The sequence below is a fragment of the Kitasatospora saccharophila genome (genome assembly GCF_039529925.1).
GTDB lineage: Bacteria > Actinomycetota > Actinomycetes > Streptomycetales > Streptomycetaceae > Kitasatospora > Kitasatospora saccharophila.
Window position 1 is genome coordinate 236,545 of the sequence record NZ_BAAANS010000001.1, and the last position, 12,734, is coordinate 249,278.

At 72.0% G+C, this 12,734-nt stretch carries 17 protein-coding genes and 2 tRNA genes; 12 read left to right on the forward strand and 7 right to left on the reverse strand.

Annotated elements, in window-relative coordinates; all coding sequences use genetic code 11:
* The first annotated feature begins 115 nt into the window (after window positions 1-115).
* From ABD345_RS01190 to ABD345_RS01200, 3 genes are all read left to right on the forward strand, one after another.
* Window positions 116-835: a hypothetical protein gene (locus tag ABD345_RS01190; protein ID WP_344549744.1), complete on the forward strand. Its 720-nt coding sequence runs from the start codon at window positions 116-118 to the stop codon at window positions 833-835.
* Window positions 836-997: 162 nt separating this feature from the next.
* Window positions 998-1,873: a DUF3152 domain-containing protein gene (locus ABD345_RS01195; protein ID WP_344549745.1), complete on the forward strand. Its 876-nt coding sequence runs from the start codon at window positions 998-1,000 to the stop codon at window positions 1,871-1,873.
* Window positions 1,873-2,592: an SUKH-4 family immunity protein gene (locus ABD345_RS01200; protein ID WP_344549746.1), complete on the forward strand. Its 720-nt coding sequence runs from the start codon at window positions 1,873-1,875 to the stop codon at window positions 2,590-2,592. The genes ABD345_RS01195 and ABD345_RS01200 overlap by 1 nt, the downstream gene beginning before the upstream one ends.
* 32 nt (window positions 2,593-2,624) lie before the next feature.
* Here the strand turns inward: ABD345_RS01200 and ABD345_RS01205 are convergent, their stop codons facing one another.
* From ABD345_RS01205 to ABD345_RS01215, 3 genes are read right to left on the reverse strand one after another with little or no spacing between them, the layout of a single operon-like run.
* Complete coding sequence (locus tag ABD345_RS01205) at window positions 2,625-2,921, reverse strand: hypothetical protein (protein ID WP_344549747.1); 297 nt, start codon at window positions 2,919-2,921, stop codon at window positions 2,625-2,627.
* Window positions 2,918-3,256, reverse strand: coding sequence for a hypothetical protein (locus ABD345_RS01210; RefSeq protein ID WP_344549748.1), 339 nt, complete (start codon window positions 3,254-3,256; stop codon window positions 2,918-2,920). The genes ABD345_RS01205 and ABD345_RS01210 overlap by 4 nt, the downstream gene beginning before the upstream one ends.
* Before the next feature lie 30 nt (window positions 3,257-3,286).
* Window positions 3,287-3,475 carry a hypothetical protein gene (locus ABD345_RS01215; RefSeq protein WP_344549749.1) on the reverse strand — a complete coding sequence of 63 codons (189 nt, stop codon included), beginning with the start codon at window positions 3,473-3,475 and terminating at the stop codon, window positions 3,287-3,289.
* Between the two features lie 218 nt (window positions 3,476-3,693).
* On the opposite strand from ABD345_RS01215, the gene ABD345_RS01220 reads away from it, so the two are divergent.
* The 4 genes from ABD345_RS01220 (at window position 3,694) to ABD345_RS01235 (ending at window position 5,353) form a co-directional block, all read left to right on the forward strand.
* A complete protein-coding gene (locus ABD345_RS01220) occupies window positions 3,694-4,524 on the forward strand; it encodes a helix-turn-helix domain-containing protein (RefSeq protein WP_344549750.1) in 831 nt (276 codons plus the stop codon).
* Window positions 4,521-4,739, forward strand: a complete 219-nt coding sequence (locus ABD345_RS01225) for a DUF397 domain-containing protein (RefSeq protein WP_344549751.1) — start codon at window positions 4,521-4,523, stop codon at window positions 4,737-4,739. Before ABD345_RS01220 ends, ABD345_RS01225 begins: the two co-directional genes overlap by 4 nt.
* Before the next feature lie 157 nt (window positions 4,740-4,896).
* Window positions 4,897-5,109 carry a DUF397 domain-containing protein gene (locus ABD345_RS01230; RefSeq protein ID WP_344549752.1) on the forward strand — a complete coding sequence of 71 codons (213 nt, stop codon included), beginning with the start codon at window positions 4,897-4,899 and terminating at the stop codon, window positions 5,107-5,109.
* Window positions 5,110-5,137: 28 nt separating this feature from the next.
* On the forward strand, window positions 5,138-5,353 hold the full coding sequence (locus tag ABD345_RS01235; RefSeq protein WP_344549831.1) for a DUF397 domain-containing protein: 216 nt from the start codon (window positions 5,138-5,140) through the stop codon (window positions 5,351-5,353).
* Between the two features lie 181 nt (window positions 5,354-5,534).
* Here the strand turns inward: ABD345_RS01235 and ABD345_RS01240 are convergent, their stop codons facing one another.
* The 4 genes from ABD345_RS01240 to purS all read right to left on the reverse strand — a co-directional run bounded on the left by ABD345_RS01240 (window position 5,535) and on the right by purS (window position 9,607).
* Entirely contained in the window at window positions 5,535-6,347 is an 813-nt protein-coding gene (locus ABD345_RS01240; protein ID WP_344549753.1) for a maleylpyruvate isomerase family mycothiol-dependent enzyme, read from the reverse strand.
* 76 nt (window positions 6,348-6,423) lie between these two features.
* Entirely contained in the window at window positions 6,424-8,679 is a 2,256-nt protein-coding gene (gene purL / locus ABD345_RS01245) for a phosphoribosylformylglycinamidine synthase subunit PurL (protein ID WP_344549754.1), read from the reverse strand.
* Complete coding sequence (gene purQ / locus ABD345_RS01250; protein WP_344549755.1) at window positions 8,679-9,356, reverse strand: phosphoribosylformylglycinamidine synthase subunit PurQ; 678 nt, start codon at window positions 9,354-9,356, stop codon at window positions 8,679-8,681. Before purQ ends, purL begins: the two co-directional genes overlap by 1 nt.
* The gene (gene purS / locus ABD345_RS01255) at window positions 9,353-9,607 is read right to left on the reverse strand and encodes a phosphoribosylformylglycinamidine synthase subunit PurS (RefSeq protein WP_033250393.1); all 255 of its coding nucleotides are present in this window, start codon (window positions 9,605-9,607) and stop codon (window positions 9,353-9,355) included. The genes purQ and purS overlap by 4 nt, the downstream gene beginning before the upstream one ends.
* 446 nt (window positions 9,608-10,053) lie before the next feature.
* Between purS and ABD345_RS01260 the strand changes: the two genes are divergently transcribed.
* The 5 genes from ABD345_RS01260 (at window position 10,054) to ABD345_RS01280 (ending at window position 12,715) form a co-directional block, all read left to right on the forward strand.
* Entirely contained in the window at window positions 10,054-10,371 is a 318-nt protein-coding gene (locus ABD345_RS01260; protein ID WP_033250394.1) for a histone-like nucleoid-structuring protein Lsr2, read from the forward strand.
* A gap of 151 nt (window positions 10,372-10,522) precedes the next feature.
* A tRNA-Gly gene (locus ABD345_RS01265) sits at window positions 10,523-10,595 on the forward strand.
* Window positions 10,596-10,639: 44 nt separating this feature from the next.
* A tRNA-Gly gene (locus ABD345_RS01270) sits at window positions 10,640-10,715 on the forward strand.
* Window positions 10,716-10,874: 159 nt separating this feature from the next.
* Window positions 10,875-11,900 carry an ABC transporter ATP-binding protein gene (locus tag ABD345_RS01275; RefSeq protein WP_344549756.1) on the forward strand — a complete coding sequence of 342 codons (1,026 nt, stop codon included), beginning with the start codon at window positions 10,875-10,877 and terminating at the stop codon, window positions 11,898-11,900.
* Window positions 11,897-12,715 (forward strand): ABC transporter permease, encoded by an 819-nt coding sequence (locus ABD345_RS01280; RefSeq protein ID WP_344549757.1) that lies wholly within the window; start codon window positions 11,897-11,899, stop codon window positions 12,713-12,715. Before ABD345_RS01275 ends, ABD345_RS01280 begins: the two co-directional genes overlap by 4 nt.
* Window positions 12,716-12,734: the final 19 nt, after the last annotated feature.

Below are 12,734 nucleotides of genomic sequence, written 5' to 3' on the forward strand. Positions count from 1 at the left end.
GCTGACCGCCGACCGCTGACCGTCCGCGACTGCCGACCGGGCACCGCAGCCGGTCGGCCGCCACAGCTGACCGAACGTCAACTCGCTTGTCCCCCAAGGGGGCTAGCCTGGGGCGGTGACCGCTCACCGCATACCCGGCCCGACCGCCCGCCGCCTCCTCGCGCTGCCCGCCGTCCTGGCCGTCACCCTCGCGACGGGCGCGTGCACCGGCGGCTCCGACGACAGGCCCGGCGCCGTACTCTCCTACGCCGAGGTCCGCTCCACCGCGCAGCAGCTCGGCGAACAGGGCTCCGACACCTGCCCGTTCGGGCTGGACCTGCCCGCCGCGCTCAAGGCCGCCGGCGTCGACCTGACCGCCACCGGCGGCTCGACCGACGACCGGCCCGCCACCGGCGAGACCCGCGAGGGCCAGGGGCCGGTCCCCTGGCCGTCCGGCATGACGCCGCCGTCGTCCATGCCCTCCGCCCCCGGCACCCCGCCGCACGGCCGGATCACCTGCGTCTGGACGGCCGACGGCGGCCCGGTCGAGCTCGACCTGCTGGCCGTGCCGCTGAACGACGTCGGGCTCAACATCATGCTGCCGTCCATCGCCCGGGCCGGGAACCTCCCCGCCAGCCGGCTGGAGGAGGTCGCCGCGCACCGCCCGGCGCCCGGCGGCCCGCCGCTGCTCACCCCGGACGGCGGCCTGGCCGCGGTCGCCCGGATCCCGGCGAAGGGTGACGGGGACCTCGTGCTGCTGCTCTCCCAGGACCCGCCGGACGATGGCGAGCACGTGCTGAGCGGGGAGTCGCTCGGCAAGGTGCTGGCCCGCCTCGCAGCCGGTGTCCACGGCTGAAACCGCTGGTCGGAGCGGTCTTCGGGCCGCCGGCCCGTCCGTTCCGGGTCCGGATCGGGGGGTTCCGGGAACCATGCGGAGCCATACCGCGTATGTTCACGGTGCGGCCCCGTTCGAACGGACGTGCCCGCCCGCCCCGCCACCGTCCCGAGGGAAGTCCAGATGCGCGCAGCCTCCCGGACCGGCCGCAGCCGCTCCGTCCGCCGCCGTCGGCTGGCCGTCACCGTGGGCTGCACCGCGCTGGTCGCGGCCCTCGGCACCGCCGGGCTGCTCGCCCTGAACCACGACGCCCCACGGACGCCCGACAGCGACTCGACCAGCCAGGCCCGGGCCGTCCCGGCACTGACCGAGCCGACCGCAGCCTCCCCCGCCGCGACCGCGTCCGCTTCCTCCTCCGCCTCGGCCGAGCCGCCCGCCGCCCAGCCCTCCGCCCAGCCGTCCGGCCGGCCCTCCACCAGTACGCCGGAGATCGTCGTCCACGGCAGCGGCAGCTTCACCACCGCCACCGCCAACGGGGCCCGGGTCGGCAGTGGCAGCGTGCTGCGCCGCTACCGGGTGGAGGTCGAGAACGGCATCGGCATCGACCCGAACACCGCCGCGGCCGTCGTCCAGGGCGTGCTGTCCGACCCGCGCGGCTGGACCGCCGACAAGCGCGACAGCTTCCAGCTGGTCTCCTCCGGCAGCTACGACTTCACCGTCAAGATCGCCTCCCCCGACACCACGGACGCGATCTGCGCCACCGACGGCCTCGACACCCAGGGCGAGGTGAACTGCGACGTCGGCAAGCAGGTGATGGTCAACTCCAAGCGCTGGCTGACCGGTTCACCCCAGTTCGACGGCTCCCTGGACGACTACCGGGCGCTGATCATCAACCACGAGGTCGGCCACCGGATCGGCCACGGCCACGAGACCTGCCCCGGCCCCGGCAAGCCCGCCCCGGCGATGATGCAGCAGATCTACGGCCTCAAGGGCTGCGTGGCCAACGCCTGGCCCTACGACGCCAACGGGTCCTACCTGAGCGGCCCGTCCGTCAACTGATGCCCCTGCCAGCACCGGGCGTCCGACCCGTCACCCGCGCCGAACTCGAAGCCGCCTACGGCACCGACGGCCTGCGCCGCGTCGCCCCCGCCGACCTGCCCGCCTGCGTCACCGACCCCGGCGCGCGCACCGTCCTCACCGACATCGGCCTGCCCACCACCCCCAACGCCTTCCTCACCAACCACCAGGAACTGATCCTGCTGACGGAGCGGGTCGACGACCCCGCCACCCACTGGCCCGACCTGCCGGACGGCGCCGCCGCCATGGTGGTGGTCGGCGAGTGGGGCCCGCTGTTCGCCCTCGACGGCCGCACCGGCGAGGTGTACGCCGTCCCCTTCCTCTCCCGCGCCGCCACCACCTTCGCCGGCCGCCCCGCCCACCGCGACCTGCACTCCTTCCTGCGCTGCCAACTCGCCTTCGGCGCACCGGAACTGAACCTGCTCGGCGACCTGATGGACCCGGACACCGCCGACTGGTGCCGCGCCCACGTCCCCGGCTTCGCCGAGCTCTTCCCCGTCGAGGAACTGGACGAGGACGGCTGGCCGATCGAAGAGGACCCCGCCCCCGACGCCCCCGCCCCGGACCCGGCCGACCCCGACCGGTACGACCCGGACGCCGTCATCGCCCGGCTCGCCGACAAGCTCCGGCAGATCGAACCCGACCTGCTGCACCACCCGGCCTGGGAGTCGATCCTGTGGCACTTCCGCCACGGCTACTGACCCCGACCGGTCGGCCGGTCGCTCGGAACCACTCAACTACCTTGCTTGGCAGGCATGTTGTGGTGGACTTCGCTCCAGACGGTTTCGCGGGCGGTGCCGTTGTTCCGGGAGGGCGGCGAGTAGCGGTGCCCCCAACGGTCGCCCAGGGCGAGGGCTTTGAGGACGGCCAGGTGGTCCTCGGGGCTGGGGGAGCCGTCCTCGGGTCGGAAGATGCGCAGTTCGACGCGGTAGCCGTCCGGGATGACGGTGAGCCTGGCCTCCCCGCCACCCGCCTCAGCGAGTTGCTCGGCGATCTCCCAGGCGCGTTGCCGCAACACGTCACCGCTCACCGGGCCACCCCCAGCGCGGAGCGGCTCTCGGCGCCCAGTTCCGGGGTCGCGATCCGGACGGGGGCGGGGAACTCGCCGCGTAGCAGCGCGAGTTCGAGCAGCGCCTCGGCGAGCCGCTGCGCCCAGGGCAGTCCGACGCACCCCAGCGCGAGGCCGGCCAGCTCCGGCGGGACGTCGTCGCGGTAGACCGGCGAGAGGCCGGTCGGCGGGTCGAGGCGGGCGGTGTGGAAGGCGCGTTCCAGCGAGTCCGCCGCCCGCTCGGAGTCGGTGAACCCGCCGCGCAGGAACCGTTGCAGGACGTCGACGGCCACCAGTGGTTGTCCGGTGTACAGCACGTGCTTCCTCTCTTTGATGGTGCAGTGCGTTCAGGCCACATCGGCCACGGCACAGCGCGGGCAGGCGCAGGCCGGCCAGGTCAACGCCGAGACCAGCGGCAGGATCTCTTCTTCGTCCGAGAAACAGGAGGAGACCTGCACCCGGGCCCCGTCGGGCCGCACCCGGTAGACCCGGATCGTCAACCTGGCCTTCTGGCTTGCACGTTGGTGGTGGGACATGGCGATGAACCTCGCGATGACTGTGCGGGGAGGAAGCGGGCGGGGCGTTCACGCCCCCTGGACGGGGGTGCAGCCGAGCGCGCGCCGGGAGAACACCCCCGCACGCCGGTCACCGTCCGCTTCTTTCTGCGTTCTGTGTGTCACAAGCATCGGCAAGAAGGGCTACGCTCACCAGGGCTTGACCGTTGACTATTCCGTCCTGTCGAAGGGGAGCAACGATGGAAACTGGCAACGAAGTTGATGTGGTGTCATCTCCCGCCCTGCGCTTCGGCCGGGAGCTTGCCAGGTCACGGGCGGCCCGTGGTTGGTCGCAGGTCAGACTCGCCAAGCAGATGGGTTACAGCAACGGCTACATCTCGCTCATCGAACGAGGTAAGCGGGGACTGACTTTTACATTCGCGGTAAAGGCCGATGAGGTGTTCGGTACGGGCTCGCGGTTCCAGGAACTCTGGCGGCTCTATTCGAACGCGAGTCTGGTGGAGGGGTTCACGGAGTACGTCGAGGCGGAGGCGAGGTGCCGGGTGCTCCGTACCTTCGAGTTGGGCGTCGTTCCGAGCCAGTTCCAAACACCTGCCTATGCTTCGGCCCTGGCGATGGCTGCGGTGCGACGCGGCGACATCACCGAAGCCCAGGCAGAGGCCCGAGTGTCTTTCCTGGCGAACCGCCAGCAGATCTTCCGGCGTCCTACCGCCCCCCTCGTCCACGCGGTACTGGACGAGGGATGCATCCGCCGTGTCGTGGGCGGCCCCGAAGTCATGGCAGAACAGCTCGCCTACCTTGAGGCCGTGGCCGCGAGTCCCCGAGTGGTGTTGCAGATCGCGCCGTTCGACCTCGGGGAGCGGGTGCCGTTCAGGATGCCGGTGGTGCTCCTCACCCTGCCCGACCGTTCGATGCTCGGCTACGCGGAGTCCCTGGCCCGAGGCTATGTGGAACGAAGCCGGGAGACCGTCGCATCCTGGTCCAAGCGATACGATCGGCTTCTGGTGGAGTCCGCACCAACGGCCCCTTCACTAGCCATGGTCCGAACTGCTCGGAAGGAACTCTCATGACCCGCATCGACCTGCCCGAGGCTCGCTGGGTGAAGAGCAGCCACAGCACCGACGGCGGCAACTGCGTCGAGTTCGCACCCGAGTTCACTGCCACCCACGGCATCGTCCCGGTCCGCGACTCCAAGGACCCGCACGGCCCCGCCCTGATGTTCACCGCGAACGGCTTCGCTGCCTTCGTCGCTGCCGCCAAGTCCGGCCGTTTCGGCGAGATCTGACCTGCCACCAGCACCACAGCGCCCCGCAGCCCGAGCACTTGAGCGCGCGGGGCTTCTTCATGCCCAAAACCGGGAAACCCTGCTCCGACGCCTCCACCCCGAAACTACGATCAGCCCCCAGCAGAGGCTTGCCGCACCAGCTCCGGGAGGAACGCACATGCCCCACCTCGACCTGTCCGACACCCACTGGGTGAAGAGCAGCCACAGCTCCGACGGCGGCGAGTGCGTCGAGTGGGCCCCCGCCGCTCACCCCGGCCTCGTCCCCGTCCGCGACTCCAAGGATCCCCAGGGGCCTGCTCTGCTGTTCACCGCTAGCAGCTTCGCCGCCTTCGTCACTGTGACCAAGTCCGGGCATTTCAGCGAGGTCTAACCCACACGTACTCACCCTGGAAGGAACTCTGATGACCCGCCTCGACCTGTCCAACACCCACTGGGTGAAGAGCAGCCACAGCACCGACGGCGGCGACTGCGTCGAGTGGGCCCCCGCCGCTCACCCCGGCCTCGTCCCCGTCCGCGACTCCAAGGATCCCCAGGGGCCTGCCCTGCTGTTCACCGCTAACAGCTTCGCCGCCTTCGTCACCGCCCTCAACTCCGGCCTTCTCAAGGCGAACTGACCCTCCGGGCTGCCGGGCACGACGTCCGCCGCGCCCCTGCCGCCGCTCGTGCCCGTCACCCGCGCCGAGCTCGATGCCGGACTGACCAACGGCCCGGCCCGGCACGCCCCGGAGGGTGTGCCGGGCCGCGCGGCGTTCGAGGTCCGCGGTCCACCGGGAGCCGGCCGCGGGGGCGTGGTGCTCAGCCCAGCACCGGCAGGTAACCGGACAGGTCGCTGCGTTCGCCGCTGGCGGTGAGCACGGTGTCCAGTGCGTCGGACCAGGCGAGGCGGCCGGTGGCGAGGCGGATCCAGGTGAGCGGGTCGGTCTCCACCACGCTGGGCGGGGTGCCGCGGGTGTGCCGGGGGCCTTCGACGGCCTGCACCACGGCGTACGGCGGGATGCGCAACTCGACTGCTCCGCCTGGTACTTGGACGGCGAAGGCGTCGGCGAGCAGCCGGGCGGTGGAGGCCAGCGCGAACTTGTCGTGCGGGAAGGCGTCGATGTCGAGCGCGGCGGCCAGGTCGTCGGCGTGCACCACGGTCTCGACCAGCCGGGTGACCAGGAAGTCGGCCAGTGGCATCGGGCCGAACCGCATCGGGATGATCCGGCCGGGCTCGCGGCCCGCGTCGCTGTCCAGGGCCTTCCACAACTCGCCGATCTGCCGGTCGAGTTCGCCGGAGACCTGGGCGGCGTCGCCGGCGAACTGCTCGGCGACCAGCTCGACGGCGGTGGAGTTGATGGCGGCGGCCGCGGTGCGGGTCTGCGAGGCCCAGTACAGCGGGGTGATCGGGGCCTGCGGCGGCAGCGGGTCGTGCAGGTGCAGCGGCACCCAGCTGGCCACCATGCCGAGGTGGGCGACGAGTTCGCGCACCCGCCACTCCCCCAGCCGGGTGGGCAAGGTCAGTCGGTCGTCGTCCAGGGCGCGGACGGCGGCGGCGATCGCGTCGAGCTGCCCGGTGAGTGCGTCGCGCACCTTCACCGGGTCGTAGGTTCGGGGCTTCACGGTGGGCATGCCCGCAGCGTACAAAACGCCGACGGGCGGCCGGGCCGAATACTTCCGGTCCGACCGCCCGCAGGTTGACGCGCCGTCAGGCGAGCAGCGCCTCGATGACGCCGGTGTGGGCGTCGCGCAGCTCGGCCAGGGTGACGGTGAACTGGCCCTGGACCTCCAGCGCCTCGCCGTCCACCACGCCGATCCGGGCCACGGGCAGGCCGCGGGCGCCGCACATGTCGTTGAACCGGAGCTCCTCGCTGCGCGGGACGGCCACCACGGCACGACCGGCGGACTCGGAGAACAGGAACACGAACGGGTCGATGCCCTCGGGGACGACCACGCGGGCGCCCTTGCCGCCCTTGAGGCAGCTCTCCACCAGGGCCTGGGCGAGGCCGCCGTCGGAGAGGTCGTGCGCGGCGTCGACCATGCCGTCGCGGGAGGCGGCGATCAGGATCTCGCCGAGCAGCCGCTCGCGCTCCAGGTCGACCTTGGGCGGCAGGCCGCCGAGGTGGTTGTGCACGACCTGCGACCAGGCGGAGCCGCCCAGTTCGTCGGCGGTGTCGCCGAGCAGGTAGAGCAGCTGGCCCTCTTCGGCGAAGCCGACCGGGGTGCGCCGGGTGACGTCGTCGATGACGCCGAGCACCGCGACCACGGGGGTCGGGTGGATGGCGACGTCGCCGGTCTGGTTGTACAGCGAGACGTTGCCGCCGGTGACCGGGGTGCCGAGCACCTGGCAGGCGTCGGCCAGGCCGCGGGTGGCCTCGGCGAACTGCCACATCACGTCCGGGTCCTCGGGGGAGCCGAAGTTGAGGCAGTCGGAGACCGCGAGCGGCTTGGCGCCGCCGGCCGCGACGTTCCGGTACGCCTCGGCCAGGGCCAGCTGGGCGCCGGCGTACGGGTCCAGCTTGGCGTAGCGGCCGTTGCCGTCGGTGGCGACCGAGACGCCGAGGTTGGTCTCCTCGTCGATCCGGATCATGCCGGAGTCCTCGGGGGTGGCGAGCACCGTGTTGCCCAGCACGTAGCGGTCGTACTGGTCGGTGATCCACGCCTTGGACGCCTGGTTCGGCGAGCCGGCGACCTTGAGCAGCGCGTCCTTCAGCTCGGCGCCGTTGCTCGGGCGGGCGAGCCGCTCGGCGGTCGGGGCGTCGGCCTGCAGGGCGTCCTGCCAGGACGGGCGGGCGAACGGGCGGTGGTAGGTCGGGCCCTCGTGGGCGACGGTGCGCGGGGGCACGTCGACGACCAGCTCACCGTGCCAGAAGATCTCCAGGCGCTCGCCGTCGGTCACCTCGCCGATGACGGTGGCGATGACGTCCCACTTCTCGCAGATCTCCAGGAAGCGGTCGACCTTGCCGGGCTCGACGATCGCGCACATGCGCTCCTGCGACTCGCTCATGAGGATCTCCTCAGGAGAGAGCGTGTGGTCGCGCAGCGGGACGGTGTCGAGCTCGATCCGCATGCCACCGGTGCCGGCCGAGGCCAGCTCCGAGGTGGCGCAGGACAGACCGGCGCCGCCGAGGTCCTGGATGCCCGCGACGAGGTCTTCCTTGAAGATCTCCAGGGTGCACTCGATGAGGAGCTTCTCCTGGAACGGGTCGCCGACCTGGACGGCGGGGCGCTTGGCCGGGCCGGTCGCGTCGAAGGTCTCCGAGGCGAGCACCGAGACGCCGCCGATGCCGTCGCCGCCGGTGCGGGCCCCGTACAGGATGACCTTGTTGCCGGGGCCGGACGCCTGCGCGAGGTGGATGTCCTCGTGCTTCATCACGCCCACGCAGAGCGCGTTGACCAGCGGGTTGCCCTGGTAGCAGGAGTCGAAGACGACCTCGCCGCCGATGTTCGGCAGGCCCAGGCAGTTGCCGTAGCCGCCGATGCCCGCGACGATCCCGGGCAGCACGCGCCGGGTGTCCGGGTGGTCGGCCGCGCCGAAGCGCAGCGGGTCCATCACGGCGACCGGGCGGGCGCCCATCGCCAGGATGTCGCGGACGATGCCGCCGATGCCGGTGGCCGCGCCCTGGTAGGGCTCGATGTACGACGGGTGGTTGTGCGACTCGACCTTGAAGGTGACCGCGTAGCCCTGGCCGACGTCGACGACGCCGGCGTTCTCGCCGATGCCGACGAGCATCGCGTCGTTCTCCGGGGCCTTCTCGCCGAACTGCTTGAGGTGGACCTTGGAGCTCTTGTACGAGCAGTGCTCCGACCACATCACCGAGTACATCGCGAGTTCGGCGCCGGTGGGACGGCGGCCGAGGATCTCGCGGATCCGCGCGTACTCGTCCTCCTTGAGGCCGAGTTCGGCCCAGGGCTGGGCGGCTTCCGGGGTCTGCTCAGCGTTCTTGACGGTGTCGAGGCTCATCAGGCGTTCACCAGCTGCTTCAGGACGGAAGTGAAGAAGCCCAGGCCCTCGGTGGTCGGACCGGTGAGCGGCTCCACGGCGTGCTCCGGGTGCGGCATCAGGCCGACGACATTGCCGGCCGCGTTGGTGATGCCGGCGATGTCGCGGTACGAACCGTTCGGGTTCAGATCGAGGTACCGGGCCACCACGCGGCCCTCCGCCTCGAGTTCGTCGAGGACGTGCTCGTCGGCGACGAACCGGCCCTCGCCGTTCTTCAGCGGAACGACGATTTCCTGGTCGGCCGAGTAATCCCGGGTCCAGGCGGTGGAGGCGTTCTCGATGCGGAGCTTCTGGTCGCGGCAGATGAAGTGCAGCGAGTCGTTCCGGGTGAGCGCGCCGGGCAGCAGGTGCGATTCGCACAGCACCTGGAAGCCGTTGCAGATACCGAGGACCGGCATTCCGAGCCTGGCCTGCTCGATGACGGTGTCCATGACCGGCGAGAAGCGGGAGATGGCCCCGCAGCGCAGATAGTCGCCGTAGGAGAATCCGCCGGGCAGGACGACCGCGTCGACCTGGTGGAGATCCTTGTCACGGTGCCAGAGGGCCACCGGCTCGGCGCCGGCCAGGCGGACCGCGCGCTGGGCGTCGCGGTCGTCGAGGGAACCGGGGAAAGTGACGACGCCGACACGGGTGGTCACTTGCCCTCCTCCTCGACGCGGACGGTGAAGTCCTCGATCACGGTGTTGGCGAGGAAGGTCTCGGCGGCCTCGCGGATGCGGGCGAGCGCGGCGTCGTCGACCGGCCCCTCCAGCTCCAGCTCGAAACGCTTGCCCTGGCGGACGTCGGCGATCCCGGCGAACCCGAGACGGGGCAGTGCACGCTGCACCGCCTGGCCCTGGGGGTCGAGGATCTCCGGCTTGAGCATGACGTCGACTACGACGCGTGCCACTGGCACTCCCGGTGGTGATTGCGTGAAGGCGGGGGAACTCCAGACTACCTGGGGCGCGGGGCCTCCTTGCGGGCCACCTGCGGTAACGCGCGTAGACCCACACCCCTTACGCCCCAAGGGCCGCAGGCCCCCGCCAACCCTCCCGCGCATCCGATTTCGCCGCTTTAATCCCGTCTGCAACGGGAGGCTATCCGGACGGGTAACGGCGCGGGTAACGACCCGGCTAACCCCGTGCGGGGGAAGCCGGTGAATATCCCGAAAAAAGGAATCCCCAACTCTACGATTTCACCGGTCATCGGGTGCAGAATAGGGCGACCGGCAGCCGAGCGCGCCGCATCTCGGCGTGGGCTCCCCTGTCCGCCGGCGGATGCCGCGGACCCGGCCCAACGGACCGGCGGGGCATCCGAGACCCCCGACGGCCGAATTGCCCGAGAGGATTGACACCCATGGCTCAGCGTGTAGTGGTCACGCTCTCCGACGATCTGGACGGCGGCACCGCCGCGGAAACCGTTCACTTCGGTGTGGACGGGAAGTCGTACGAGATCGACCTGTCCGCGGACAACGCGGAAAAGCTCCGGGAGGCCCTCGCCCCGTTCGTCGCCGCCGGCCGCCGGCAGAGCCGCAGCGGAAAGTCCTTCCGCCGCACTGCCCTCACCCCGGACCCGGCCGCCGTCCGCAAGTGGGCGCAGTCCAACGGGCACGAGCTGCCCGCCCGGGGCCGCATCCCGAAGCACGTGTACGAGGCGTTCGCCGAGGAGAACTGACCGTCGCCACGGGCCCGTTGCGGGCCCGCCGCCCTTCCCCGGCCGCGCCGCCGGGGAAGGGTGGGGCGAGCAGGCCGATTGATGTTGTAGAGTAATTCTCGTCGCCGCAACCGGGGGAACCCGAGCGGGGCGGCCGGCACCCAGGTGCCGTGCGGACGTGGCTCAGTTGGTAGAGCATCACCTTGCCAAGGTGAGGGTCGCGAGTTCGAATCTCGTCGTCCGCTCGCAGTCAGCGTGAACAGACTGGTGCAGTACAACTCCATAACCTGCGGACGTGGCTCAGTTGGTAGAGCATCACCTTGCCAAGGTGAGGGTCGCGAGTTCGAATCTCGTCGTCCGCTCCAGTTCCGAAGGCCCCCCTCCACCGAGGGGGGCCTTCGGCGTTCCCGCGCGCTGCCGCACGGGCACCGATGACATTTGTCACCGCCCACCCGTGCGGACGCACCGGTGACCGGTGCGGGACCGCACTACTGGCGGGCCCCGCCCGCCGGGAGGCTGGAGCCATGACCGACACCAGCCGTCCCCGCCCCGCCGTCGAGGCCCGCGGGCTGCACCGCCGCTACGGGCCGCCCGGCCCGGGCGGCTTCGAGGCCGTCCGCGGCCTCGACCTCGGCGTCGCCCCCGGCGAGCTGTTCGCCCTGCTCGGTACCAACGGCGCGGGCAAGACCTCCACCCTGGAGGTGCTGGAGGGCCTGGCCGCGCCCGGCGCCGGCGAGGTCCGGGTGCTCGGCCTCGACCCGCTCCGGGACCGGGCCGCGCTCCGCCCGCGGATCGGCATCATGCTCCAGGAGGGCGGATTCCCGGGCGAGTTGACCCTCGCCGAGACCGGCCGCTGCTGGGCCGGCCTGACCACCGGCGCCCGGGCCGTCGACGAGGCGCTCGACCTGGTCGGCCTGCTGCCCCGGCGCGCGGTGCGGGTCAAGCAGCTGTCCGGCGGCGAGCGCCGCCGGCTCGACCTGGCGATGGCGCTGCTCGGCCACCCCGAGGTGCTGTTCCTGGACGAGCCCTCCACCGGCCTGGACCCGGAGGCCCGGGCCTCGGTCTGGCGGCTGATCCGCGACCTGCGGGCGGCCGGCACCACGGTGGTGCTCACCACGCACTACCTGGAGGAGGCCGAGGAACTGGCCGACCGGCTGGCGATCATGCACCACGGCCGGGTGGTCACCGGCGGCACCGTGGCCGAGGTACTGGCCGCGCACCCCGCCCGGATCGGCTTCGAACTGCCCGAGCGCACCGGCGCGAACGCCGCGCTCGAACTGCCCGCGCTGCCCGGCACCAGCACCGAACTGGACGGCCGCCGGGTGCTGCTGCGCACCCCCGACCTGCAGGGCACCCTCACCGAGCTGCTCGGCTGGGCCGCCCGGCACCGGGTCGAACTGGCCCGGCTGGACGCCCGCAGCGCCTCGCTGGAGGAAGCCTTCCTGGCGATCGCCGCGGCCGGATCGGCCGGCGGCGCCCCGTCCGCCCCCGCCGCCGGCCCCGCCCCGGCCGCCGGCCCGGCCCCGACGCGGATCGGACGTGCCGCATGAGCACCACCGCCACCGCCCCCGTCCGCACCGCGCTCTCCCGGCTGGTGGCCCTCGGCCGGGCCGAGACCGTGCTGCTGCGCCGCAACCGCACCGCCGTCTTCCTGGCCCTGGTGCTGCCGTTCGTGCTGGTCGGCTCGCTCCGCTCGGTCCTGCGGACCGCCGCCGAACACACCCCCGGCATGGACGTGAACGGCAGCCTCGCCACCAGCTCGATGGGCATCGTCCTGCTGGTCGTCGTCTACACCAACCTGACCACCGCCTACACCGCCCGCCGCAACGACCTGGTGCTGAAGCGGCTGCGCACCGGCGAGGCCGCCGACGCCGAGATCCTGCTCGGCACCGCCTTCCCCTCGATCGCGCTGGCGCTGCTCCAGTGCCTGCTCCTCGCCGTCGGCGGCGCCGCCCTGCTCGACCTGCGCGCCCCCGCGAACCCGCTGCTGGTGCTGGCCGGACTGGCGCTGTCCGCCCTGCTGCTGACCGCCCTGGCCGCCCTGTCCAGCGCGGTGACCAAGTCCGTCGAGACGGCCGGCATCACCACCCTGCCGCTGATGCTGGCCGCCCAGTTCGGCTCCGGCCTGATGATCCCGCTGGAGTCCGTGCCGGACACCGTGGCGAACCTCTGCCGCCTGCTCCCGACCACGCCCGCGTTCCAGCTGCTGCACATCGGCTGGCTCGGCACCGACGGCACCGGCCCGTCGGAGGGCTTCGCCGGGACGTGGGGCCCGGCCGCGCTGCCGCTGCTGCTGGCCGCGGCCTGGGCGGGCGCGGCGGCCTGGGCGGCCCGCCGCTGGTTCCGCTGGGAACCGCGCCGCTAGATTCGTCCGACGATCGTCG